The 26,536-nt window shown below is 39.6% G+C and carries 22 protein-coding genes; 13 read left to right on the top strand and 9 right to left on the bottom strand.

Translation table 11 applies throughout. The features are described from left to right. The first annotated feature begins 1 nt into the window (after nt 1). The 4 genes from mutS to PL_RS03645 all read left to right on the top strand — a co-directional run bounded on the left by mutS (nt 2) and on the right by PL_RS03645 (nt 6,391). On the top strand, nt 2-2,611 hold the full coding sequence (gene mutS, locus PL_RS03660) for a DNA mismatch repair protein MutS (protein ID WP_041886089.1): 2,610 nt from the start codon (nt 2-4) through the stop codon (nt 2,609-2,611). A gap of 9 nt (nt 2,612-2,620) precedes the next feature. Continuing rightward, nucleotides 2,621-3,130 carry a C40 family peptidase gene (locus PL_RS03655; RefSeq protein WP_041886092.1) on the top strand — a complete coding sequence of 170 codons (510 nt, stop codon included), beginning with the start codon at nt 2,621-2,623 and terminating at the stop codon, nt 3,128-3,130. A 320-nt stretch (nt 3,131-3,450) separates the two neighbouring features. Continuing rightward, nucleotides 3,451-4,467, top strand: a complete 1,017-nt coding sequence (locus PL_RS03650) for a 3'-5' exonuclease (protein WP_041887276.1) — start codon at nt 3,451-3,453, stop codon at nt 4,465-4,467. 58 nt (nt 4,468-4,525) lie between these two features. Beyond that, entirely contained in the window at nt 4,526-6,391 is a 1,866-nt protein-coding gene (locus tag PL_RS03645; RefSeq protein WP_041887274.1) for a M1 family metallopeptidase, read from the top strand. 23 nt (nt 6,392-6,414) lie between these two features. Here the strand turns inward: PL_RS03645 and queG are convergent, their stop codons facing one another. The 5 genes from queG to pdxH form a co-directional block, all read right to left on the bottom strand. Next, nucleotides 6,415-7,362, bottom strand: coding sequence for a tRNA epoxyqueuosine(34) reductase QueG (gene queG, locus PL_RS03640; RefSeq protein WP_041887273.1), 948 nt, complete (start codon nt 7,360-7,362; stop codon nt 6,415-6,417). Nucleotides 7,363-7,668: 306 nt separating this feature from the next. Continuing rightward, the gene (locus tag PL_RS03635; RefSeq protein ID WP_041887272.1) at nt 7,669-9,177 is read right to left on the bottom strand and encodes a bifunctional GNAT family N-acetyltransferase/carbon-nitrogen hydrolase family protein; all 1,509 of its coding nucleotides are present in this window, start codon (nt 9,175-9,177) and stop codon (nt 7,669-7,671) included. 128 nt (nt 9,178-9,305) lie between these two features. After that, a complete protein-coding gene (ruvB, locus tag PL_RS03630) occupies nt 9,306-10,328 on the bottom strand; it encodes a Holliday junction branch migration DNA helicase RuvB (RefSeq protein WP_041887271.1) in 1,023 nt (340 codons plus the stop codon). A gap of 9 nt (nt 10,329-10,337) precedes the next feature. After that, nucleotides 10,338-11,228, bottom strand: coding sequence for a 3-hydroxybutyryl-CoA dehydrogenase (locus tag PL_RS03625; protein ID WP_041887270.1), 891 nt, complete (start codon nt 11,226-11,228; stop codon nt 10,338-10,340). A gap of 9 nt (nt 11,229-11,237) precedes the next feature. After that, nucleotides 11,238-11,888, bottom strand: a complete 651-nt coding sequence (pdxH, locus tag PL_RS03620; RefSeq protein WP_041887269.1) for a pyridoxamine 5'-phosphate oxidase — start codon at nt 11,886-11,888, stop codon at nt 11,238-11,240. 50 nt (nt 11,889-11,938) lie between these two features. Here pdxH and PL_RS03615 point away from each other — a divergent pair, with 50 nt between their 5' ends. After that, on the top strand, nt 11,939-12,502 hold the full coding sequence (locus PL_RS03615; RefSeq protein ID WP_041887268.1) for a YqgE/AlgH family protein: 564 nt from the start codon (nt 11,939-11,941) through the stop codon (nt 12,500-12,502). Between the two features lie 124 nt (nt 12,503-12,626). Here PL_RS03615 and PL_RS03610 read toward each other — a convergent pair whose 3' ends face one another. From PL_RS03610 to PL_RS03600, 3 genes are all read right to left on the bottom strand, one after another. After that, nucleotides 12,627-13,583 carry a hypothetical protein gene (locus PL_RS03610; RefSeq protein WP_052496653.1) on the bottom strand — a complete coding sequence of 319 codons (957 nt, stop codon included), beginning with the start codon at nt 13,581-13,583 and terminating at the stop codon, nt 12,627-12,629. Nucleotides 13,584-14,500: 917 nt separating this feature from the next. Then, nucleotides 14,501-14,983, bottom strand: a complete 483-nt coding sequence (gene purE / locus PL_RS03605; RefSeq protein WP_041885903.1) for a 5-(carboxyamino)imidazole ribonucleotide mutase — start codon at nt 14,981-14,983, stop codon at nt 14,501-14,503. After that, entirely contained in the window at nt 14,983-16,122 is a 1,140-nt protein-coding gene (locus tag PL_RS03600; RefSeq protein WP_041885900.1) for a 5-(carboxyamino)imidazole ribonucleotide synthase, read from the bottom strand. Before PL_RS03600 ends, purE begins: the two co-directional genes overlap by 1 nt. A gap of 218 nt (nt 16,123-16,340) precedes the next feature. Here PL_RS03600 and PL_RS03595 point away from each other — a divergent pair, with 218 nt between their 5' ends. From PL_RS03595 to PL_RS03580, 4 genes are read left to right on the top strand one after another with little or no spacing between them, the layout of a single operon-like run. Beyond that, nucleotides 16,341-17,531, top strand: a complete 1,191-nt coding sequence (locus PL_RS03595) for an NAD(P)/FAD-dependent oxidoreductase (RefSeq protein ID WP_041885897.1) — start codon at nt 16,341-16,343, stop codon at nt 17,529-17,531. Between the two features lie 9 nt (nt 17,532-17,540). Then, a complete protein-coding gene (locus tag PL_RS03590) occupies nt 17,541-19,433 on the top strand; it encodes a RecQ family ATP-dependent DNA helicase (protein ID WP_041885894.1) in 1,893 nt (630 codons plus the stop codon). A 19-nt stretch (nt 19,434-19,452) separates the two neighbouring features. Beyond that, nucleotides 19,453-20,163 carry a head GIN domain-containing protein gene (locus tag PL_RS03585; protein ID WP_235324644.1) on the top strand — a complete coding sequence of 237 codons (711 nt, stop codon included), beginning with the start codon at nt 19,453-19,455 and terminating at the stop codon, nt 20,161-20,163. A gap of 27 nt (nt 20,164-20,190) precedes the next feature. Beyond that, entirely contained in the window at nt 20,191-20,919 is a 729-nt protein-coding gene (locus PL_RS03580; RefSeq protein ID WP_041885889.1) for a (Fe-S)-binding protein, read from the top strand. Between the two features lie 300 nt (nt 20,920-21,219). On the opposite strand, the gene PL_RS03575 is transcribed toward PL_RS03580, so the two are convergent. Next, nucleotides 21,220-22,539, bottom strand: a complete 1,320-nt coding sequence (locus PL_RS03575) for an esterase/lipase family protein (protein ID WP_041885886.1) — start codon at nt 22,537-22,539, stop codon at nt 21,220-21,222. Nucleotides 22,540-22,726: 187 nt separating this feature from the next. On the opposite strand from PL_RS03575, the gene PL_RS03570 reads away from it, so the two are divergent. The 4 genes from PL_RS03570 (at nt 22,727) to nrdE (ending at nt 26,529) form a co-directional block, all read left to right on the top strand. Then, nucleotides 22,727-23,533 carry a hypothetical protein gene (locus PL_RS03570; RefSeq protein ID WP_152620384.1) on the top strand — a complete coding sequence of 269 codons (807 nt, stop codon included), beginning with the start codon at nt 22,727-22,729 and terminating at the stop codon, nt 23,531-23,533. A 280-nt stretch (nt 23,534-23,813) separates the two neighbouring features. Beyond that, a complete protein-coding gene (locus PL_RS03565; RefSeq protein ID WP_041885882.1) occupies nt 23,814-24,056 on the top strand; it encodes a thioredoxin family protein in 243 nt (80 codons plus the stop codon). A 15-nt stretch (nt 24,057-24,071) separates the two neighbouring features. Beyond that, entirely contained in the window at nt 24,072-24,434 is a 363-nt protein-coding gene (nrdI, locus tag PL_RS03560; RefSeq protein ID WP_348621024.1) for a class Ib ribonucleoside-diphosphate reductase assembly flavoprotein NrdI, read from the top strand. Between the two features lie 4 nt (nt 24,435-24,438). Further along, nucleotides 24,439-26,529: a class 1b ribonucleoside-diphosphate reductase subunit alpha gene (gene nrdE / locus PL_RS03555; protein WP_041885881.1), complete on the top strand. Its 2,091-nt coding sequence runs from the start codon at nt 24,439-24,441 to the stop codon at nt 26,527-26,529. The last annotated feature ends 7 nt before the right edge of the window (nt 26,530-26,536 follow it).

Genomic DNA, 26,536 nt, shown 5'->3' with positions numbered 1-26,536 from the left:
TTTGGCTAAAGATAAGACGAAAGAAACACCATTAATGCAGCAGCACAGTGCGATCAAGGCAAAGTATCCTGATGCATTATTATTGTTTAGGGTTGGGGATTTTTATGAAACTTTTGGTGAAGACGCCATTAAAACCTCTCAGATACTTGGTATAGTTTTAACAAGGAGAGCAAATGGAGCTGCCGCCTATATAGAACTGGCCGGTTTTCCTCATCATTCATTGGATACCTATCTCTCGAAACTGGTTCGTGCAGGACAGCGTGTAGCAATTTGCGATCAGCTGGAAGATCCTAAGACGACTAAAACCATTGTTAAACGCGGAGTGACTGAACTGGTTACGCCCGGAGTGGCTTATAATGATAATATTATCAGTCAGAAATCCAATAACTATCTGGGAGCAGTTTACTTTGATAAAGCCATGATAGGCGTGTCATTTGTAGATATATCTACCGGTGAGTTCCATGTTGCACAAGGTAATGCAGAATATATAGACAAACTTTTACAGGGATTTAAGCCCACAGAAGTTATCTTTCAAAAGAGTAAACGCCAGGAGTTTTTTGAGTTATTCGGGGACAGGTTTTATACTTTCCCAATGGATGACTGGGCTTTTACTACCGATTATGCTAATGAAGTATTAAACAAACATTTTGAAGTTACCTCTTTAAAAGGGTTCGGGGTAGATAAAATACAGCAGGGAGTCGTTGCCGGAGGTATTGTTCTGCATTATTTAAATGAAACCGAACACCGGAATTTAAAACATATCACTTCAGTTTCCCGTCTGGAAGAAGATAATTACATGTGGCTGGACCGTTTTACTGTCCGTAACCTGGAACTGGTCAGTTCGGCGAATGAAAATGCAATGACGCTTTTTAATGTCCTGGATCAGACTTCTACTCCGATGGGTGCAAGAATGCTTCACAAATGGATTGTAATGCCATTAAAAGAGCTGAAACCTATACAGGAACGTTTGGGTACAGTCGAATTTATGGTTGCCCATGAAGGGATGATTGAAGAGTTTCTGACTCCTGTAAAACTAATAGGTGATCTGGAAAGACTGATCTCTAAAGTCGGTTTGCAGAAATGTGGCCCGAGAGAATTGAGCCAGCTGAAAAAAGCACTTTATCAGATTGAACAAATCAAAGAAACAGCTTTAACGGCTGAAAATCCATATCTAACTCAGCTTGCAGAACAGCTTGATCCATGTTTAAGTATACGTGAACTGCTGGAGAAACAACTGCAGCAAGACCCTCCGGCCTTATTAATTAAAGGAAATGTTATTGCCGAAGGCGTTGACGAGGAACTGGACAGGCTGCGTAAAATCTCTACCGGTGGTAAAGATTTCCTGGTAGAAATACAGAAACGTGAAGCCGCAAATACAGGTATTCCTTCTCTTAAAATATCTTTTAATAATGTTTTCGGATACTATCTGGAAGTAACCCATACCCATAAAGATAAAGTCCCTGCAGAGTGGACGCGTAAACAGACACTGGTTAATGCAGAAAGATACATTACGCCCGAGCTTAAAGAATATGAAGAACAGATTCTGGGTGCGGAAGACAAAATACAGCAGATTGAAGTAAGGCTTTATGAAGAACTGGTCAGACAGGTAGCTGCCTATATCAGACCAATTCAGTTAAACGCTTTCCTTGTTGCACAATTGGATGTATTGTTGTGTTTCGCTCAGCTGGCAATAAAAAATCATTACGTAAAACCGGTAATGAATGCGACTAAAGTGCTGGACATTAAAGGTGGAAGACACCCGGTAATTGAAAAACGCCTGCCTGTAGGAGAGGAGTATATTACCAATGATGTTTATCTGGATAATGATACGCAGCAGCTGATCATTATTACAGGTCCCAATATGTCGGGTAAATCGGCTATTTTAAGACAAACCGGGCTTATCGTACTGATGGCTCAGATGGGTTGTTTTGTCCCTGCCAAAGCGGCTAATATTGGTCTGGTTGATAAAATATTTACCCGTGTGGGTGCTTCAGATAACCTGTCATCAGGGGAAAGTACATTCATGGTTGAAATGAATGAGACGGCAAGTATTCTGAATAACATTTCTGACAGGAGTCTGATTCTTCTGGATGAAATAGGCAGAGGTACAAGTACTTATGATGGGATATCTATTGCATGGGCCATTGCAGAATTTTTGCATACGCATCCTACTGCAAGACCTAAAACACTGTTTGCCACACATTATCATGAATTGAATGAACTGGCAGGAACGATGAACCGGATCAGGAATTTTAATGTCTCAGTCAAAGAAGTAGGTAATAAGATCATATTCCTGCGTAAACTGGTTCCTGGTGGAAGTGAACACAGTTTTGGTATTCATGTGGCTAAAATAGCTGGTATGCCGCCAAAACTGATTAACAGGGCTAATGAAATCCTTAAAAAACTGGAAATAGACAGAACAGAAGGACAAAGTATTAAAGATAGTTTCAAAAAGGTACAGAATCAGGCTTATCAGTTACATATGTTTGCTGTAGATGACCCTGTGCTGGTACAAATCAGGGATGTACTGAACAATCTTGATGTAAATGTACTGACTCCGGTAGAGGCTTTACTGAAACTGGATGAAATTCAGAGATTAATTAAAAACTAAAAACGGGCTATGATTTTACGCAGTATCCGCGCTTCTCAACTGATCATCCTGCTGGCCGTAATGGCATTCTTTTCTTCCTGCGGAAGCCGAAGATCAACAGCATATAAAGACACCAGAGGAGCCAGAGCTGCTGAAGTATTGTCAGAAGTTAAAAATAAATCACTATACCGCTTTATTAATGACTGGACAGGAGTGAGATACAGACTCGGCGGACTGGATAAAAGAGGAGTAGACTGCTCGGGTTTTGCACTATTGCTGAATAAGGAGATTTATGGTCTCAACTTACCAAGAAGATCCAGAGATCAGGCCGATGTGATTAAAGAAAAAAATGTTTCGCAGCTAAAAGAAGGAGATCTGATCTTTTTCTCGTTTGGAGGCAATGGAATTGATCATGTGGGCGTTTATCTTAATCATGGTTACTTTGTTCATGCCTCAACTACCCGTGGCGTGATCGTAGATGATCTGAGCCTGCCTGCCTATCAGCGGGCCATGATTAAAGCGGGACCAGTAAAAGATTAAAATTGATACAAAATATATAGATGGAAGCCAATAAACACGAAATATCATTTTGGACTAAGTACAAAAAATTCGCTACTACTGAAATATTAATGTATCTTATTATGATAATTGGTATAGGTTTAGGCATTATACTACTTAGTTAAGTTGAAAGGCGCAAACAAAAAAATAAAGTGCGTGGTTTGCAAAACCATCTGACCCATTAAGAAAATAAAAAATACTGATGAACCCGACAGCATTAAAATAATTATTAAATCCGAAGGGAATAATTATTTTAATGCTCAAAGGCTCCATCTGACCCATTAAGAAAATAAAAAATACTGATGAAATTAAATCTAATCCGTCCTCTTGCTTTTTTTGATCTGGAAACCACTGGAATTAACGTTGGTTCAGATCGTATCGTTGAAATTGCAATTTTAAAAGCTATGCCAGATGGATCTGAGCTGGTAAAAACATTACGCATTAACCCTGAAATGCCTATCCCGTTACAATCTTCGCTGATTCACGGAATTTATGATGAGCATATTGCTGATGCGCCTAAATTTAAAGAAGTAGCTGCGGATATTGCCGCATTTATTGGTGATGCTGATCTTGCCGGTTATAATTCAAACCGCTTTGATATACCTGTGTTATTGGAAGAATTCTTGCGTGCGGGGGTAGATTTTGACATGACAGACAGAAAATTTGTTGATGTACAAAACATATTTCATCAGATGGAGCAGCGTACTTTACGTGCAGCCTATAAATTCTACTGTGATCAGGATATTATCAATGCGCATTCAGCTGAGGCAGATATTAAAGCGACCTATCACGTGTTATTAGCTCAGCTTGACCGTTATGAGAACGTTGATTTTGAAGACAAGCAAGGAAATATATCTCAGCCAGTCAAAAATGATGTAGAAGCATTGCATGCGTTCACTAATATGAACAAACCGGTTGATTTTGCAGGCAGAATGGTCTTCAATGAAAATGATGAAGAGGTATTTAACTTTGGTAAACACAAAAATAAGACAGTTGAACATGTTTTTGATACAGAGCCTAGTTATTATGCCTGGATGAAACAGGGTGATTTCCCACTTTATACCAAGAAAAAACTGGAAGAAATCTGGACACGCTGGAACAAGAAAAAGGAATTGAACAGAGCGGCTAAAACACCGGGAACACCAAGACCAGGAGAACAGGCTAATCCTGTAAAACCTAAACCGGCAGGGGCGCAGTCAAGACCACAACAAGCTGGAGGACAGGTAAGACAACCTGCTCAACAGGCTAAAAAAGAAAAACCGGCAGTTAATGTTACTCCTGATATGCTGGAGCAATTAAAAATGAAATTTGGTAAATAAATAGAAAGCCTGCATTTTAATCATAGAATGCAGGCTTTCTGCTAAACAATAAATTCGGATGAAGAAAATAGCGATGCTCAGCCTTTTTAGTATGATAGGACTGAGCGTTTTTGCACAACAGGGGCTGCCTGTGCCGCCTGAAATTCAGCAGGCCTATACTAAAGGAACAAGAGCTGTGAATGGCCGGCCGGGTTTGAAGTACTGGCAGAATACAGCAGATTACGATCTTAAAGTAGATTTTGATCCGGTATCAGGATTATTAAAAGGCACTGTTGATGTAATTTATAAGAATCAGAGCCCGGATACGTTGAAAGAGGTCTGGTTTAAACTCTATCCCAATCTGTATAAAGACGGCAGTCCGCGTGCAACTAAAGTTGCCGATAAAGATTTGAGTGAGGGCGTAAAGATTGGCGCTTTCTCTGTTAATGATAAAGCTGTTTCGGCTGATGCCCTGAATATCGACGGAACAAATATGCATACCTCAATTGCTGCACTGGCTCCCGGAAAAAGTATCAGGGTGAAAATTGCTTATCAGTATATGTTAAACAAGGGTTCGCATAACAGAACTGGTATGGTAGATGAAGGTTCTTATTTTGTAGCCTATTTCTTCCCCCGTATTGCTGTTTATGATGATGTGGATGGATGGAATAAGTATCCTTACCTTGGAGACGCAGAATTTTATAATGATTTCTGTACTTTCAAAGCAGCGGTTACAGTTCCTAAAGACTATGTGATCTGGGCAACAGGAGATCTGCTGAATGCCAAAAATGTATTACATAAAAAGATTGCAGACAGAATTACACTGGCAGAGCAGGTGGATAGTGTGGTTAATGTGATTAATGAGAATGACCTTGCCACACAGACAGTGACCAAAAACCAGGATTTCAATACGTGGAAATTTGAAGCTAAAAATGTGACCGATTTTGTCTTTGCTACAAGTAATCACTATTTATGGAAGTCCAGCAGTTTAGTGGTTGATCCGAAAACCAATAGAAGAACACGTGTGGATGCTGCATTCAATCCAATTCATAAAGATTATTATGAAGTAATAGATTTTGCCCGGAAATCTGTTGAGGCCATGAGTTATAAATTCCCTAAATGGCCATATCCTTATGCTCATGAGACAGTTTTTGATGGTCTTGATCAGATGGAATATCCGATGATGGTGAATGACAATCCTACTGAAAAGCGTGAAAATGCAATTACACTAACCATTCATGAGATTTTTCATACGATGTTCCCTTTCTATATGGGAATTAATGAAACTAAATATGGCTGGATGGATGAAGGATGGGCAACTATCGGTGAGTGGTTAAATTCTCCGCTGATAGACTCTACTATGGTAGACGAATACGGTATACAGCCAACTGCTTTTAATTCGGGTACGAAAAATGATACTCCGATTATGACGCTTACGCCCGATCTGAAAGGGGCAGGGTCCTTCACTAATTCTTATCCCAAACCAGCTTTGGGTTATTTATTTGTGAAAGATTATCTGGGTGATGAATTATTTACCAGGGCATTACATCATTATATTGAGCAGTGGCATGGTAAACATCCTATGCCTTTTGACTTCTTTTACAGCATGAACGAAGGAGCTGGTAAAAATATGGATTGGTTCTGGAAACGGTGGTTCTTTGAAGAAGGAGATATTGACCTGGGGATTGTCGCTGCTGATAAAACTGGTGACGGTTATACTTTTCAGATAGAAAATAAAAGTCTTAAACCTTTACCCGTTGATCTGACTTTAACCTATGAGGATGGTTCCACTGAAAAAGTACACTGGAGTATTGCAGTATGGGAAAAACCGGTTCAGATGATCTCTGTTCCTTTTAAAACGAATAAAAAAATAAAGAAAGTCGTGATTGGCAGCACCTATGTGCCGGATAAAAATGACTATAATAATATACTGTCTGTTAAATAAGGTTTAACAGGCAGCAACAAAACTTAAGCTTCATCAGGAATCTGCCTGATGAAATCAATATTGCGGGTTAAGCCTTTAAACTTAGTCCGCTTTACTGCCGAATTTTTAAAGATCTGTTTAAATACGTCTTCGGTAATATCCAGCCAGTCTTCCCGTTTCATACCCAGTAAATTCTGATTGGGTTTAAATTCAGGTTCTGTATGCGGAACTGAAAATCTGTTCCACGGGCATACATCCTGACAAATATCACAACCAAACATCCAGTTATCCATTTTATTATCAAAGCTTTTGGGGATCTCTTCTCTCAGTTCTATAGTCAGATAAGAAATACATTTAGTAGCATCTATGATAAAAGGGGACAGAATAGCATCTGTGGGACAGGCATCTATACATTTGGTGCATGTGCCGCAATGATCAGTGGTAAAAGGATTATCATAAACAAGATCCAGGTCAATGATCAGTTCTGCTAAAAAGAAGAATGAGCCACTTTTTTTACTGATGATATTACTGTTTTTTCCAATCCAGCCAATACCGGCACGTTTTGCCCATGCACGATCCAGTACGGGAGCAGAATCAACGAAGGCTCTGCCGCTTACTTCACCAATGTTTTCCTGAATAAAGTTGAGTAACTGGAATAATTTGTCCTTGATGACCGTGTGATAGTCAGCACCATAAGCATATTTGGATATTTTAGGGGCATCAGGATCCGTCTGGCGTTCTTCCGGAAAGTAGTTTAGTGTAAGGGAGATAACAGATTTGGCATCATCCACTAATAACTGTGGATTCAGTCTTTTGTCGAAATGATTTTCCATATAACTCATCTGTCCGTGACGGTTATCCTTCAGCCATTTCTCCAGTCTTGGAGCTTCTTCTTCCAGAAAGCCTGCTTTTGCAATACCACACTGCATAAAGCCCAGTCTCAGGGCTTCATCTTTAATCAGCTGGCTGTATTTTGCAGGGTTATTGTACATTTCTACGGCAAAGGTACACTTCTGCCTGCTCAAATAAAAAAAGGGGGTGGGCTACTGTAATTTTTTATCAGTATTAGATTAATTTTCCTGATGTAACTAATTTCAGTATAGCTGGGGTTGTCCTGGGGTTGTGTTGCGGTTTGAAGTAGCATTGAACTAGGGTTGAACTAGCCTTGAACTAGCCTGGGCTACTTCAAGGCTAGTTCAACCCCGCTTCAACCCCACTTCAAACTGCAACACAACCCCAGCAGTTCCCCTGGTATCCTGCGTATTATCGTATATCTGAATTACCTGACTATGTCAGATTTATTTAAGTAATTTAACCTCGTAGAGGTCTGTACGGCGGTCTTTCAGTATTTTGACCGTCCCAAAATGATGCAATTCATCCAGTAAATGTAAATCCACATCTACAACCAGCATCATTTCTGTGTTTGGTGTAGTTTCAGCTTTAACAGCATTTGTTGGAAAAGCGAAATCAGAGGGTGTAAATACAGCGGACTGTGCAAACTGTATATCCATATTATTCACCTTTGGTAAGTTACCTACACAACCCGCAATAGCAACATAACATTCATTTTCGATAGCTCTGGCCTGTGCGCATCTTCTTACTCTGGTATAGCCATTCTGCGTATCAGTCAGGAATGGAACAAACAGGATTTGCATACCCTGGTCAGCATAAATACGGCTGAGTTCAGGGAATTCTACATCATAGCAGATCAGGATACCTATTTTACCGCAGTCTGTGTCAAAAACCTGTATTTTGTCACCACCTACCATTCCATAATATTTCAATTCGTTAGGTGTGATATGAATTTTTCTGTACTCTTCAGTTTTTCCGCTCCGGTGACACAGATAGGTAGCGTTATAGAGTTTATTATTCTCCAGGATAGGCATACTTCCCGAAATGACATTCACATTGTAAGAAACTGCATAACTCTGAATTTTCTCTACAATTTCAGGAGTTAATTCTGCCAGCTTGCGCATGGCTTCCATTTCTGGTAAATGATTGTAAGGCTGTAAAAGTGGCGTATTAAAAAGCTCAGGGAACATGATGAAATCAGATTTATAGCCACTTACAGCGTCTACAAAAAACTCCACCTGTTCATAAAAAGCGTCCATATCCGGGAAAAGACGCATTTGCCATTGCACCAGTCCGATCCGGATAGTTTTTGCTGAACGGGCAGAAGCATCAACCCCCTGATAGTAGATATTATTCCATTCAATCAATGTCGCGAATTCTTTGGATTCATGATCTCCCGGTAAATAGTTTTTTAAAACTTTTCTGACGTGGAAATCATTGGATATCTGGAAGGTAAGGGTAGGGTCATAAATCTCTTTGGCTTTAACCTTGTCTATGTACTGTCTTGGGCTGAGTGTTTCAGCATATTGATGATAGCCAGGTATACGGCCACCAGCTATAATGCTTTTTAAATTCAGGCTTTCACATAATTCTTTTCTGGCCTCATATAATCTGCGGCCCAGACGTAAACCTCTGTATTCAGGAGAAACAAAGATTTCGATGCCATATAAAGTATCTCCGTTAGGATTGTGGGTAGAAAATGTATAACTACCGGTAATCATCTGATAGGTGTGTTTGTCACCATATTCATCATAGTTTACGATAATGGCAAGGGAACACGCTACCACTTTATCGTCTACGGCAATGCAAAGCTGGCCTTCAGGAAATAGTTTAAGTAATCTGGCGATTGTCTGTTTGCTCCATATTTGCCCGCCCAGGGTATCATATGCCTGCTCCATTGACTCTTTAAGATCACCATAATCTTCGAGCGTTAACTTTCTTGTTTCAATGTTCATGTGTTTTATTTTTAAAGCCAGATATTACCAGGTAAACAGGCGATGGTTCTGTTAACTAGTAATATCTGGCATGATCAGGTGTAATTTACCTGTTCATACACATAAATGGTGCCTCAAAATTTATTCTCTTAGAATAATCTGCCCGATTGAGCCTGATATTGTCTGTTGAGGTGTTTGTATGCTGCTTCTGTGACTTCTCTTCCTCTTGAAGTACGCATCATATAACCCTCCTGGATCAGGAAAGGTTCGTATACTTCTTCAATGGTTCCTTCATCTTCGCCAACAGCGGTGGCAATAGTTTTCAGACCAACCGGGCCGCCTTTGAATTTGTCGATGATGGTCAGCAGAATTTTATTATCCATTTCATCCAGACCATGCTCATCAACATTTAGGGCCGTCAGTGCATACTTTGAAATTGAAGTATCAATTGTGCCGTTTCCTTTGATTTGTGCAAAGTCTCTGGTTCTTCTGAGTAATGCGTTGGCGATCCTCGGTGTACCACGGCTGCGGCGTGCAATTTCGTAGGCACCTTCTTCCGTAATTGGTGTTTTAAGGATCTGTGAAGATCGCAGTACAATGGTAGTCAGTAGTTTGGCGTCATAATAAGCCAGGCGGGAGTTAATTCCAAACCTCGCGCGCAGCGGGGCAGTCAGTAAACCAGACCGTGTAGTAGCGCCAACCAATGTAAAGGGGTTCAGGGAGATCTGCACGGAGCGGGCATTGGGCCCGCTCTCCAGCATGATATCAATTTTAAAGTCCTCCATAGCAGAATACAGATATTCTTCAACCAGGGGGCTTAAACGGTGTATTTCGTCAATAAAAAGTATATCTCCACTTTCCAGGTTAGTTAAAAGACCTGCCAGGTCGCCTGGTTTATCCAGTACGGGGCCTGAAGTCACTTTGATACCTACGCCCATTTCGTTGGCGATGATATAGGAAAGTGTGGTTTTTCCCAATCCCGGAGGGCCGTGAAGGAGTACATGGTCTAAAGGTTCGCCACGCAGTTTTGCTGCTTTAACGAAGATCTTCAGGTTTTCCATGATTTTATCCTGACCAGTGAAATCTTCAAAAGCCTGGGGACGTAAAACTTTCTCTATATCCCTTTCAATGGGTGATAAGCTTTCTGAAGATGGATCAAGGTTTTCGTTCATTTGGTAAAGTTAAGATAAAAACTTGGCTGCTGGTTTTGCCTCTTTAACACCACCGGCATAATCATAGAATCCTTCTCCGGATTTTACACCTTTTTTGCCAGCCATAACCATGTTTACTAAAAGAGGGCATGGAGCATATTTAGGATTGCCGAATCCTTTGTGAAGTACATTCAGGATAGCCAGGCAGACATCAAGTCCGATAAAATCGGCCAGTTGCAGCGGGCCCATAGGGTGAGCCATACCCAGTTTCATTACTGTATCTATTTCTTCAACTCCTGCAACACCTTCAAATAAGGTATAAATTGCTTCGTTGATCATAGGCATCAGAATACGGTTAGCCACAAATCCCGGATAATCATTTACTTCAACCGGAGCTTTACCCAGTTTTTCTGATAGGCTCATTATCAGTGAAGTAGTTTCATCAGAAGTAGCATATCCACGAATCACTTCCACTAGTTTCATTACCGGTACAGGGTTCATGAAGTGCATTCCGATTACCTTTTCTCCTCTGCCGGTTACAGAAGCAATATGTGTAATGGAGATGGAAGAAGTGTTACTGGCCAATATAGCTTCTGGTTTTGCATAAGCATCCAGGTCTCTGAATATCTTTAGTTTAAGGTCCAGGTTTTCTGTGGCTGCCTCTACGATAAGATCTGCTTCGGAAACTCCTGATTTCAGATCTGTGAATATGGTTATATTCTGTAATGTTTTAGCTTTGTCCTCTTCAGTTATTGTTCCTTTATTTACCTGACGGTCAAGATTTTTTCCTACTGTACTTAATCCTTTATTTAATGCTTCCTGGTTGATGTCAATCAGATTTACCTGGTAGCCGAATTGTGCAAAAGTATGTGCGATACCATTTCCCATGGTACCTGATCCGATTACTGCTATTTTAGTCATTTTATTTGTTTAAGGTGCTAGTCTGTTAATTGTCCATACGCCATTGACGCTGGTATAAGTGATTCTGTCGTGCAGGCGGCTTGGGCGGCCCTGCCAGAATTCTATGTGTTCTGGTTTCAGGATATAACCTCCCCAGTGTTCAGGGCGCGGGATTTCCATTTCCTGGTAGACAGCTGTAAGTTCATTTACGCGGGTTTCTAAAATCTCCCTGTTGGGAATCACGGTACTTTGCGGTGAGGCAGTAGCACCAATCTGGCTTCCTTTCGGGCGTGAATGAAAATAAGCGGTTGAGGCCTCTGCAGTAGTTTTTGTAATGGTACCTTCGATTCTTACCTGACGTTCCAGTTCCGGCCAGAAGAATTGCATGGAGGCTTGTGGATTTTCTTCCAGGTCTTTCCCTTTTTTACTGTTATAGTTCGTGAAAAATACAAAGCCATTATCATCAAAGCCTTTTAAAAGTAAGATGCGGGAAGATGGTTTTCCCGATAGGCTGGCTGTGGCCAGTGTCATTACGTTCGGCTCATATAATTTGGCATCGATAGCATCTTTAAACCATTTTCCAAATTGTGTGATTGGATTTTTGTCTACATCGCTTTCTGCAAGTTCGGCAGCGCGGTAATCTTGTCTTAGGTTTTGAATATTTTCTTTGGTCAACTCCATTTGACAAAAATAGTCTTTAGTTTATTTAAAATTATAAGTAATTTTCCTAAATGATAAGTCGATTAGCACCCTCAGCCGGTAAACTGCTTGTTTCCGAACCATTTTTAAATGACCCGAATTTCGCACGTTCTGTGATTTTTCTGACTGAGCACAGTGAGCTTGGAAGTTTGGGTTTTGTGATCAATCAGCCAAGTCTTCTCCTTTTGGGGGATTTGATTGAGGGTATTGGCGGGCCAGCCTTCCCGGTCTGTTACGGAGGACCAGTAGCAACCGATACGATCCACTTTATCCATTGTTGTCCTGAAAAGATATCAGGAGGTGAGGAAATTGCCAGAGGTATCTTCTGGGGAGGGGATTTTGAGAGCTTTATTGCGTTGATGGGGCAGGGCGAGCTTACTCAGCAGGAGGTGAAGATTTTTGTTGGTTATTCAGGTTGGGAGGCTGCACAACTAAAAGCTGAAATGGAGGAAAACACCTGGATTGTTTCAGATCAGTATGATTCCGATATGATTTTCTCTACCGATGCAGAAAAGCTCTGGAAAGAAGTAATCATTCATCTGGGACCTAAATATGCACATATCAGTAATTTCCCTAAAAATCCTAATCTCAATTAGTCTGTTGACTTTCTGTTATCCATTTGTCGTGTAAGTAGTTACACGGAATTATTGGAGTAAAGGCAGCAATGTAAACCAGAATTTTTAGGGATAAAGAATTTTCAGGGATAATAATTATATTTTACTAATTGACTTTTGTTTTCAGTTTTAGTAATTCTTTCTTCCAGATTTCAAGATCATTTTTCATAATTTCTATTTGTTTGTCTTTCTCAATCAGGTGGAGTGTCAGTTCTTCAATTTTTTGCAATAGTACTTTGTTCATATTCCCCAGGGCGATCCCATTTGTTTCAACTTCTTTGGCAGATGGTACTTCTGGCAGGTGTTGATTCGTTTGTATAAACTTTTCCAGTTCAGGAAGGCTCATGGGTTTATAGCCCTTAGAGAAAACGTAGTCGGGCCATACATCCGGCATCACTTTAATTTCATTTGCCCTGATTGTGCCTCTTACTGCAAGCTTATCGGTTGGGTTATCAACGCCAAGTCCGACATTTCCGGTAGGGCTGTATCTGACCAGTAAATTATCATAGGCAGAAGTAGCCTCAGGATGTATAAAAAATATCTCTGAAAGACCTAATCTATTTTCCACCCCGCTTGTATTATAAAAAGTCAGTCTTATTTTTCCAGGTGCGACAGAGGAAAGAGGAGTCATGAAGCTATATTGCTGATAATTATCTACATCAGCAATGGTGACCCAGTTACCAGCTCCCTGATAGGCATTATAAACTTCGATTTTAAACTTTGTAGGTGGGTAGTATCTGGTTGACCAGCCGATCCAGGCAGCCCGCTGTACGTGAATAACAGGTAGATTTTCGATTAGTATGACATATGGGTCAGCAGGATTGATGGGTTCTGAGTAAGAAGGCTGAAAGTTTCCGTCAAAAAGAACAGCCAGGTTTAATGCAGTACTTCCACTCTGGGAAACCTTGTATTTGGTATCCGCATAGAAGAGTAAGTTGTTCTCCAGTGATCCCACAGATCCATTGGATGGTGTCATGACTGTTTCACCTTGTGCTGAGGCTTTCTGAATGAAGAACAGCAATATTAATGAGCTGAATAATGTTAATTTGATGATAGATTTCATTTCTGTAATTGTAAAAATTTTTCGCTAAAATATGTAAATGCATCTATTTAGTCTCATGAATAAGGATCTTTAGTTTTAGACAATCCGGGTACTTCTGATGAGTTATGTAAAAGAGGAATATTCAAGAGATTATCGGAAAGGCCCCCCTGATTAATCATCTCAAAAAGGGTTGTCAGCTAAAATTATCGGAAAGTGTTCCCAACTAATCATCTCAAAAAGTGGGTTGTCAACTAAGATTATCGGAAAGTGTTCCCAACTAATCATCTCAAAAAAGGATTGTCAACTAAGATTATCGGAAAGTGTTCCTGATTAATCATCTCAAAAAGGGATTTTCAACTAAGATTATCGGAAAGTGTTCCTGACTAATCATCTCAAAAAGGGATTTTCAACTAAGATTATCGGAAAGTGTTCCTGACTAATCATTTCAAAAAGTGGGCTGTCAACTAAAATTATCGGAAAGTGTTCCTGACTAATCATCTCAAAAAGGGATTTTCAACTAAGATTATCGGAAAGTGTTCCTGACTAATCATCTCAAAAAGTGGGTTGTCAACTAAGATTATCGGAAAGTGTTCCCAACTAATCATCTCAAAAAAGGATTGTCAACTAAGATTATCGGAAAGTGTTCCTGACTAATCATCTCAAAAAAGGGTTGTCAACTAAGATTATCGGAAAGTGTTCCCAACTAATCATCTCAAAAAGGGATTTTCAACTAAGATTATCGGAAAGTGTTCACCAACTATGAACACCAACAAGTAACATCCAAACAACACATCAACCCCCAACATCAACGAAGAACTCCAACCAGGTCAGGAAAACCAGTTGAAATAAAAAACCAGACCTTGTATATGCGGGCATTAGTTCTATAGGAACTTAGCCCGCATATACAAGGTCTGGTTTTTTATCTCTTTTACTGTACCTTAGAGTTCTGAGGCAGACTCTTCGACTTTTTTCCTCAACTCATCCTTATACCCCTGCATCTTTACAGCCAGACTATCATCTGCAGTAGACAATATCTGTACCGCAAGCAACCCAGCATTCTTAGCCGCATTTAACGCCACAGTAGCCACAGGAATCCCGTTCGGCATCTGCAATATAGAAAGTATCGAATCCCATCCGTCAATACTGTTAGAACTCTTTACAGGAACCCCAATAACAGGTAAAACAGTAATAGATGCTACCATGCCTGGTAAATGCGCAGCACCACCGGCACCTGCAATGATCACTTTTAAACCCCTTGAAGCAGCATCTTTTGCATAGCTGAACATTCTTTCCGGTGTACGGTGTGCCGAAACTACCGTCATTTCAAACTCTACTCCAAATTCTTTTAAAATGTCAGCAGCATCGTTCATGATATTTAAATCCGACTTGCTGCCCATAATTATGCCTACCCGTGCGCTCATTAAGATATTACTTTTAGTGTTTCTTTAATAAAATTTGCTTTTTCAATAGCAGCTTCCCGGTTTTGGTCTACAATAGTGATATGACCCATTTTACGGAAAGGCTTTGTATATTTTTTACCATACAGATGTACATAAACACCATCTATCGCCATGATCTTTTCAAGACCCTGGTATTTTGCTACCCCGTCATGTCCTTTTTCGCCAAGAACATTCAGCATTACCGCATTATTAATCGCGCGCGTATCGCCCAAAGGCAGGTTAAACACAGCGCGTAAATGCTGGTCAAACTGAGATACATAATTGCCTTCTATCGTATGATGACCACTGTTATGAGGTCTTGGTGCCAATTCATTGACTAATATCTGTCCATCCCTGGTAATAAACATTTCTACTGCCAGCAGACCTGTTATATTTAAAGCAGCAGCAATTTTTTTAGCAATCACTTCTGCTCTTTCCTGCACATGCTCAGGATAGGTAGAAGGGGAGATCAGAAACTCAACAAGATTTGCTTCATCATTGAATTCCATTTCTACCATAGGAAAGGTTTTTACATCACCATTAGAATTTCTGGATACAATAACTGCAATTTCTTTTTCAAAATCAACCAGTTCCTCTATCAGGCACGGGCTGTCAAAAGCATTGTCCAGATCTGCCACGTTGTTGATTTTCATAACACCCTTGCCATCATAACCATCTTTTCGCTGTTTGAGCATATATGGAAACGGGAAGCTTGAATTCAGTAAATCATCTTTGGTATTAGCCAGCTGAAAAGGTGCAGTAGGGATATCGTTTTCTTTGAAAAATTGTTTCTGTATACCTTTATCCTGGATTAAACGGATTACTCTGGCTTGTGGAAACACCATTTTTCCTTCTTTTTCCAGTTGTTCCAGAGCTTCAATATTTACTTTTTCAATTTCAATAGTGATTACATCTGCTTTTTTACCGAATTTATATACTGTATCAAAATCAGTAATCGATCCGCATTCAAAGTAATTTGCCAGATGTTTACAGGGAGCATCATGATCAGGATCCAGGACCAGCGTAGTCAGGTTATAATTAATGGCTTCCTGAATTAACATTCGCCCTAATTGTCCACCGCCAAGAATACCTAATTTTAACTCACTTATTTGTTTTGCCATGTCAATTTGAAAATATATGCTTTTATGTCTGTCTAAAAATTATCCGATAATTTGTTTATGCTTCTTTTTAGCTGCAACTTCGTCAAATTATATTCAGACAGGATAGCTGTCAGAATATAGATTAACTTTGTTTCAATAAAAATAAGCTGTAAACAATTTGATCATATAAATTTAAACAGGCTTTATTTTGCACAAAAATAACAATATAAACGGATTTGATGGAGGCTGATGCTATAATAATTGGGGCAGGCGCATGCGGATTGATGTGTGCAGTACAAGCCGGATACCTCGGTAAGAGAGTGATTATACTGGAGAAAGGAAGTAAAGCGGGAGCAAAAATATTGATTTCCGGAGGAGGTAGATGCAACTATACCAACATGTTCGCTACTGATGAACAGTTTATTTCAGGAAACAGGCACTTTAGTAAATCGGCCTTTACACAATGGACGGTTGACGATACGATTAGCTTTTTTGAAACCTATGGGATTAATGGTAAAGAGAAGACCCTCGGACAGTTATTTCCTGAACATAAGAACGCTAAAGACATCGTAGACATCTTTACTGAGTTGTGTTCAGACTTTGGACAGGAAATAAAATGTAATGCTGATGTAACTGATATTATACAAAAAGATGGTTCTTATCTGGTCACTTATGAGCAATCAGGCAAAACATATACATTGAATACTCCAAAATTGGTCATTGCTACAGGCGGATTGCCTATTCCAAAAATGGGAGCGACAGATTTTGCATTGCGTTTTGCCCGTAAAAACGGATTAAACATTATAGATACCGCACCAGCTCTGGTTCCCCTGACAATCACCGGAAAAGAAGAAGACTGGTATGCGCAGCTTTCAGGGAATTCAGTTTTTTGCGAAGTCAGCAATGATCAGATATCATTTGAAGAGAATATCTTATTTACACACTGGGGATTAAGCGGGCCGGCTGTTTTACAGATATCTTCTTACTGGAGACCCGGAGAAAGTATTAATATTAATCTTTTGCCTCGCGAAGATATTACTGCACTTCTGGAAGAAGAAAGAAAACATAATGGAAAGACTTTATTGTCTACCTTGATGAACAGGTATTATGCAAAAAAGTTTACCGATGCGATGAGCAAGTATCTGCCTGTAGATAAACAGGTAGCCTCACTGACAAAAACAGAGCTGGAATTAATCCATCAGACTATTCATCTGTTTAAAGTGAAGCCAGCAGGTGATAAAGGTTATGATAAAGCAGAAGTTATGCGTGGTGGAATAGATACAAACGAGTTGTCTTCCAAAACTCTTGAATGTAAAAAAATGCCGGGACTGTATTTTGGCGGGGAATGTGTAGATGTTACAGGCTGGCTTGGTGGTTATAATTTTCAGTGGGCATGGGCTTGCGGCTTTGTGATTGCACAGGGGATATAGCGCATTTTTATGAACGAAACAGATATTTTAAAACAATATTGGGGATTTAATTCATTCAGACCATTACAGCAGGATATTATTCAGGCGGTACTGGAAGGAAAGGATGTTATGGCACTTTTGCCTACCGGAGGTGGGAAATCTTTATGTTTCCAGGTCCCGGCCATGGTAAAAGAGGGGATTTGTATTGTCGTTTCGCCATTGATCGCTCTGATGAAAGATCAGGTAGAAAATTTAAAGGCAAAAGGTATTAATGCTGTTGCTATTTATGCAGGTATGGGCAAAAGAGAAATCGACATTTTGCTGGATAACTGTATTTATGGCCCTGTTAAGTTTCTTTACCTTTCGCCTGAACGTTTGTTGTCTGATCTGGTAAGAACCCGCATTTCCTATATGAATGTGAATCTGTTTGCGATTGATGAAGCGCATTGTATCTCTCAGTGGGGTTATGACTTCAGACCATCTTATCTGCAGATTACCGCATTGCGCGAAATTCATCCAAACGTACCTTTTATCGCATTGACAGCAACAGCAACAGCTTTTGTAAGGGAAGATATTGTCGAAAAACTGGCTCTTAAAGATCCGGAGATCTTTGTGCAGAGTTTTGCCCGTAAAAATCTGAGTTATGTGGTTTTTGGCCTGGAGGATAAATATAAAAAGCTGATTGATATTGCGACCAATGTGAAGGGCACCGGGCTTGTATATGTGCGTAACCGGAGAGAAACCTCAGAAGTTGCACTTTTTTTGAAGAGAAACCAGATCGCTGCTGATTTTTACCATGCAGGAATAGAAAAAGATGAACGTTCCAGAAAACAGGAAGCCTGGAAACAGAATAAAATCAGAGTGATGGTTGCAACAAATGCTTTTGGAATGGGGATAGATAAACCTGACGTCCGTTTTGTTGTTCATCTTGATCTTCCGGAAAGTCTGGAAGCTTATTATCAGGAAGCAGGACGCGGAGGCAGGGATGGGAAAAGAGCTTTTGCTGTTTTGCTGGCTAATTCTGCAGATCAGCTGGCACTGAAGGCGAAATATACAGATAGCTTTCCATCGGTAGAGGAGATTAAAAAGACTTATCATTATCTCGGAACTTATTTTCAGCTGGCATATGGGGCAGGGGCAGGTATTAACTTTAGTTTTGACCTGGCCGACTTCTGCAAAAGATTCAAATTGGGAGTGATTAAAACTATGGCTGCTTTAAAGTTTCTGGAGCATGATGGTTATATTACCCTATCTGAGAATATATTTTTGCCTTCCCGTTTATTATTTACAGCGGGTAATGAAGATGTTTACCGCTTCCAGATTGAAAATTCTGGTTATGATCCGCTGATTAAAGCCATTTTGAGATCTTATGGAGGAATGTTTGACCATTATGCCAATATCAGCGAAAGTGATCTTGCAAAAAAACTAAAGGTTTCTTTTAATGATGTAGTACGTCAGCTGAATAATTTGCAGGATCAGGGTTTAATTTCCTATCTTCCTCAAACTGATCAGCCTCAGTTGCAGTTTATTCAGGCCAGGGTAGATCTGCTTCATCTGGATACCGATGTTAAATATATCGCCCTCAGAAAAAAGATACAGTCTGAACAAATCAGTGCGGTACTGGCTTATGCAGATACATTTATTTGCCGAAGTATCCAGTTATTATCTTATTTTGATGAACCAAATGCAGATCAGTGTGGGGTATGTGATGTTTGTCTTGCACAAAAACGAAATGAAGACCTTGCAGAACTGGAAGATAGAATAGATTTTGAAATTATAACGCTGATTCAAACGGAACCGCGGATACTTGATGAATTGATAAATCAGGTTAAAACTGGTACCGATCAGGATAAGTTAAACCGCATCCGGGAGCTGTTAGATGCAGGTAAAATTAAAACAGACGGCAAAAACTATTACCTTTGATCAACCTTGAAAAATTATCATGAAGAAATTATTCCTATTTAGCTTAGCTCTACCCTTGCTTTTTACAGCATGTGAAACTAAATGTGTAGAAGATTCAGGTCTGCATTCCACTAAGGAATTTACAGTAAAACCCTATAATGAAATTGTCGTAAGCGGGCCGGTTAAACTGCTATTGCGCCAGGACAGCAGCTATAAGGTTAATATACAGGCAGACTCTAATGTAATCAGCCTGGTGAAAGCTGAGGTTAACAAAAATGGTCTGGTGATAGCGCTTGATCCTAAGCAATATTGCGGAAAAGACTCGGTAATTGTAAGCGCTGGTATCGGTGAACTTAAAACGCTTGACGCTAAAGGGGCAAGTCATATTTATTCTTCTGCCAGAATCAATGTAAACGATCTTGACATTAAATCATCAGGAGCAACTAAAATTAATCTCGAATTATTTGCCGGAAAACTAACGACCACCACAGATGGGGAGGCACATATCAACCTCATCGGACAGGCAGGTGTTCATCAGGTGAAAAGTAAAGGTGTAATACAGATGAATGCATTTGACTTTGTTACAGGGATTTATGACCTTAATGTTGAAGGTGTAGGTAAACTGAATATTAATGTACTGAATGAACTTAAGGCAAAAACTTCGGGGGCAACAACTATTTACTATAAAGGTAACCCGAAAAAAGTAGATGAAGATAAGTCGGGTGTTGCCAGACTGGAAAAAGTAAATTAGTACATAGAAAGATCCTAATATTTTTTAATGAAAGTAGAATTATTTATCCCCTGTTTTGTTGATCAGTTATATCCTGAAACGGCTTTCAGTACTGTTAAACTTTTGGAAAAAGCAGGTTGTGAAGTAAGTTATAATCCAAATCAGACCTGCTGCGGCCAGCCTGCATATAACGCAGGGTACTGGGAAGAGGCTAAGCAAACCGGCACCAAGTTTTTGAATGACTTCTCTTCCTCTAATTATATCGTAGCACCCTCTGCTTCTTGTGTAGGAATGGTGAAAAATGGATTTAATGATCTTTTTACTAATTCTACCGTGCATAATAAATGCAGAACTCTACAGGGAAATATTTTTGAACTTTCAGACTTTTTAATCAACGTGGTTAAAAAGGATTATTTTGGTGCAGAACTGGAAGGTAAAGCCGTTTATCATGATTCATGCAGCGGCCTTAGAGAATGCAAGATTAAAGAAGAACCGCGCCGTTTGCTTGAAAAAGTTCATGGTCTTGAAATGCTGGAAATGAAGGAAACCGATATGTGCTGCGGGTTTGGTGGCACTTTCGCAGTAAAATTTGACGCTATTTCTTCTGCCATGGCTGAACAGAAGGTAAATCACGCCCTTGATCAGGATGCCGATTATATCATTTCAACAGATTTATCGTGCCTGATGCATTTACAGGGATATATCGATAAAAATAGTCTCCCCATTAAAACCATGCATCTTGCAGATGTCCTAGCAAACGGGTGGCTCGAATACTAGTTTCTGCGTCTTTTTAGCTGCAAATCGTCAGATTTTATTTCTGGTAGGAAAGCTACCAGAAATAAAATTGACTTGTTTCGCTTAAAAATACACAGAAACAGGTTTTTCACCATGTAAAGTTTTACAAAATGCGGGTTTTTACTTTGGATTCCTTGTGTAAATGTCCTTTGATTCTAAACTCTGTTTTTCTGCTTTGAATTTCTTTTAGATATAGCTTTAATTTCACGCAGTAGGTTGCTGATTTTGAATCTCTTCCATTTATTCGGGATTTGCCTTTACGATTCAGTTGTTGCGTAATCGCTAAATAGAAGTGATTAATCGCACCAGGTTCCGGTAAAAAGGTCTTACATCGATAAGGGTGCCTATTCCTATAATTGCAGTGTGATCATAACCGTTATATACCCCCAGATGATTCCAGACGCCTTTTTGTAAAACTGAATTAGCATCATATTCTTTTATAATTCCATTGGAAGGCCCACTCTCCCCATAAACGTTCACTATACCATCATTCGGCCACCATTTATTGTCGAAAACAGGTTTTCCAGGCTCATTGAGTGTGTAACTACCCATGGATATTGCGAAGGGATAGAGCACGGGAAAGGTTGTTATTCCGGGATATTCACGGCCGGTCAGTATACCGGGGTTTGTACATCTGGTTGTAACAGAAAAATAGTATATATCTTTTGAATCAAGATCTGTGTTATTTCGCTTAAATGATAAATCCGGGGATAAATCATAAGCTGCACAGTCTTTGGTTGACCATAACCTGCTTTGTTTAACATTGTTGTAATAAGTGGAGAAATTTGTTGTTTTAGGGTTTCTTTCCAATCCCCACTGATCCAGGTCAAAATCATAGAGGCTATTGCTGCCAAATCCACCTGCCAGTGAAGCAACACTGTTTAGTGCACCCAGGATAAAGGATGAATTGCCAACGCCAAGTATACTGGTTAGCGTGGTGCCGTTGTGCGGGGTACTGATAGTCACCACCGTCTTTACCCATCTTTTTTTATTTCCCGCAAAAAGTGAACCTGGTTCTGCACCCGGTTTTTCATCAGGATCACCTTTTTCCAGTAACGTGATTAGCTTTCTTATTGTTGTCCCACCCATACTATGGCCAACAAGACTGATAGGGTGGTTCTCGTCCCATTCAGGATAAATACCTTTAAAGGTACGTGCTACATGTTGCTTGTGGCCAAATTTGCTGCTGTGATGCTGACCGTAATCAGGACTACCTCCTTTGATGTAATAATACAATTCTACAGCACGATCCCAGTTACTGCTGACCGGCCCCACCGAAGTGGCGAATGATGGATAACCCTGATCATTCAGATCTTTTATAATATCAGTGAATCCTCCCCAGTAATGAAAGGCTCCAAAGGCTTCATCTGGCCCGAAACCCAGAAAACCATGTACAAATAGAATGGGGACTTTATTGTTTCCTGTCAACATGGCGGCAGAAGGGACTTCCATAGTTTTTGCCATTGATGTAGTGGCAAGGATTTTTACCTGTTCTTTTCCTGTAGTTGCAGCTTCATTGGTAGCTGGCTGATCTTGTGTTTTTTTACAGGCCCCCAGCAAAAGTATGCTGATGGCGGTAAGTGTTAATAATTGATTTTTCATAGGTTGTTGCCGGTTATTTTGTTTTTCTTCCTGAAGCTACTGAAATTTGCAGGATGTATTTCGGTAAATGGATTGAAAATCAATTGTTTGAAATGATTTGATCTGCCGGACTCTAGTTGAAGGCTTTAACTTTTTTTAACATTTCGCTACTATATTTTAGCATCGTTTTTGCATAACACAGGCAGATATGAAACGAATATTTGTGGTAGTGTTTAGCCTGATGGTATTTTCTGTTCAGGTTTATGCACAGAATGGGAAATCTGGGATAATAAAGTTTGAGAGTACTTTTGATCCTGCTGCTCTGACTGCAGCAAATGGTATAAAACTAAGTAATGAGGCAGCAGCCAGAATGCCCGGGAGTTCAATAACCAGTTTTGAGTTATTGTTTAATCCGGACAAAGGAATCTACAGGCAGGTTGCTGAACCAAACAAAAATAAGCATACCCACTATAGCGGATCAGGCTTTTTTGGGGCAGGACCAAGCAGACACTATTACTATAATTTTGAAAATCACCACCTGCTACAGGCATTTGTGCTGAATGATACCCTCTTTTTAGTGGAAGATAAGCTCGGTATACTACCTGTTCCAGGAGATAGTGTCAATCACCCGGCTCCGGTAATTGAGTATACTAAGTCTGATGAGATCAAACAGATATTAGGATTCAACTGTCATCAGGTTACTGCAAGTATCAAATTAAAACACAAAATTCAGGGTGTGGAAAAAGAAATAACCGATCAGTTCATTTTGTGGTATACCAACGAACCTGGTTTTGATTTTTCACCTAATCCAGTTTTATGGACTGAAGGAGTTGTACTGGCCATTGAAGGAAAAGGGACAAGGACCGAAGCAAAGAGTATGCATTACCAGGATGTGAATCCTAAAGAACTTGATCTGCCGGCAAATAGGATAATAATCAACCAGGAACAACTCAGGTCAAAAATAGATTTGCGCAGAAAGCAGGCCAATCTTTCCCGGATAGGTTCATGGAATTGATCACATTTTTTTTCCATAGGGCAAAAATGTGATGAAGAAGAATTGAAAGTCGGAGCAATAGACGTGAAAAAAACGCAATGTTCTTCGTGTTAGTGAATTGCGAAAATCTTTTACAAAGTTTAACTAAATTAATTGGTGTTTCAGTAAATAATCAGTCATAATTATTGCTGTCTTTTCCACCGGTGTTGATAACATTTAGAATCTGTCTAAATGGAAATTTGCATTTTTGAGCTCCGCTAAAATAGGTCGGCAAGAGGGCTGATTTAATAAAATCTTCACTATGAGCACAAAAAGAATAATCAAATTTGAAAAAGACGATTGCAGTCCATGCAACATGGTTTCAGAATATCTTGATAGAAAAGGTGTTGTCTATGAAACAATCAATCCGTTTAACCAACCCGAATTAGCTATGCAATTCCGCGTTAGGTCAGTACCAACAGTAATCTTATTAGAACAGGAACAGGAGCTTTCAAGAGTAATAGGTTTTAAACCTGAAGAATTATCAGTACTGGTAGCAGTTTAGAGTTACACAGAGCCGATGACCTGGATTTATTACGATAGTAAAACTGGTAATGTTGAGCGATTTGTAAACCGTTTGAAATTACAACGTGACTGGACTATTCAAAAGATAGACGAGGCCTTGCGTCCCCTGCACGAAGGGCACCTGATTACCTATACTACAGGATTTGGAGAGGTTCCACTTTCTACATTACGTTTTCTGAACGAAAATAGCAGTATGATAAAATCTATCTCTTCAAGTGGTAACAAGAACTGGGGGGCTAATTACGCTATGGCGGCTACGAGAATTTCAGCTCAGTTTAAATTACCAATTCTGATGCAGTTTGAGCTTTCAGGAACAATGGCAGATATCCAAAAATTTATAGACAAAATAGAGGGCTAATGATATGGTAACGAAAAAGTGGATCTTATTAAATAATGAGATCATGATTAAAAAGGACGACGAATTCAGCCTTCATAAAGATAAAGAAGCTGTTCGTTCCTATTTTTTGGATTATGTAAATAAAAACACTGTTTTCTTTTATACTTTAAAAGAGAAGATAGATTATCTGATAGAACAGGAGTATTATATTGATTTTTATCAATGGTACACCTATGAGCAGATGGAAGAAGTATATGACCTTGTATACGCAAAGAAATTCAGGTTTCAGTCGTTTATGAGTGCATTTAAATTCTTTCAGAGTTACGCACTGAGAGATGACAGCGGTGAGAAATTCCTGGAACGTTATGAAGACCGCGTTGTTGCAGTGTCTCTGTTTCTGGCAAAAGGAGATGTCGGGCAGGCTAAATCATACGCTGAAATGCTGATTAATCAGGAATATCAGCCAGCAACACCAACCTTCTTAAATTCTGGTAAAAAACGCTCAGGAGAACTGGTTTCCTGTTTCCTGGATGAAATAGGTGATAACCTGAATGGTATCGGCTATGCGGTGGATTCTGCTATGAAATTGTCTTCAATTGGCGGTGGTGTATCCTTCAATTTATCTAAAATCCGTGCCAGAGGAGAGGCTATTAAAGATGTGGAAGGCCGTGCTGGTGGTGTACTCCCAATTATGAAAATACTGGAAGATACGTTTTCTTATGCTAATCAACTGGGGCAGCGTCCGGGAGCCGGAGCTGTATATCTGAATGTTTTTCATACCGATATTGAAGAATTCCTTGATTGTAAAAAGATCAATGTAGATGAGAAAGTCAGAATCAAATCGTTGTCTATAGGTGTTGTTGTTCCGGATAAATTTATGGAGCTGGCCGAAAAAGACGAAGCCTGTTATCTTTTCCATCCTCACACTGTATTAAAGCAGTACGGAAAGTATCTGGATGAAATGGATATGGACGAGATGTATGAGGAACTTGTGACCAATCCCCTGGTTAAAAAGAAAAAGATTAATGCACGACATCTGATGGTTAAAATTGCACAGACCCAAAAGGAAAGTGGCTATCCATACCTGTTCTTTAAAGGCAATGCGAATAAAGGACATGCATTAAAAGACATAGGGAGCGTGAAATTTTCTAACCTGTGTACCGAAATTATGCAGATTTCAGAGGTTTCTGATATAGAAATCTATGGTAAAGAAGATAAAATCCGTTATGGTATTTCCTGTAACCTGGGTTCTTTGAATATCGCCTCGGTTATGGAAAACAAGAGAATCAAAGAAGCGGTTAAAACAGCAATGAGATCTCTTACCGTAGTTTCTGATATGACAAATATCGCTATGGTTCCTTCTGTTCAGAAAGCAAATAAGGAATTACATAGTGTTGGTCTGGGAGCGATGAACCTGCATGGGTTTCTGGCCAGGAATTTCATTATGTACGAAAGTAAAGAAGCTCTTGATTTCTGTAATGTTTTCTTTATGATGGTTAATTTTTACTCTATTCAGAGCTCAATGGAGATTGCAAAAGAGAAAAATGAAACTTTTGTGGGTTTTAAACAGTCTGAATATGCAAACGGAAACTATTTTGCTTCTTATATCGCTAAGGACATTGTTCCTGTGAATGATAAGATCGCTGCATTATTTGAAGGAATGACTATTCCTACGACTGCGGACTGGACCGCTTTAATGAATGACGTTAAAGAACATGGACTTTATCATGCTTACAGGCTTGCTATAGCGCCTAATCAGTCTACCTCATATATTATGAATGCTACGGCCTCTGTAATGCCTGTGGTAGACGTTATAGAGGTTAGAGAGTATGGTGATAGTACTACTTATTATCCGATGCCGTATCTGAATAATGACAATTATTTCTTTTATAAGTCTGCTTATGATATGGATCAGAAAAATGTATTGCGGTTAATCTCCGTAATTCAAAGACATGTGGATCAGGGGATTTCAACTATTCTGCATACCAATACCAAAGATAGTACACGTGATATTGCCAAATATTATATCTATGCACATAAGGCAGGCCTGAAGTCATTGTATTATACCCGTACACGTAAAGCGTCAATTGATGAGTGTGTTTCCTGCTCAGTTTAATCAGGCT

The sequence above is a fragment of the Pedobacter lusitanus genome (assembly GCF_040026395.1).
Taxonomy (GTDB): domain Bacteria; phylum Bacteroidota; class Bacteroidia; order Sphingobacteriales; family Sphingobacteriaceae; genus Pedobacter; species Pedobacter lusitanus.
Note: the sequence above shows the minus strand (reverse complement) of the source record. Positions and strands in the feature narration are given on the sequence as shown.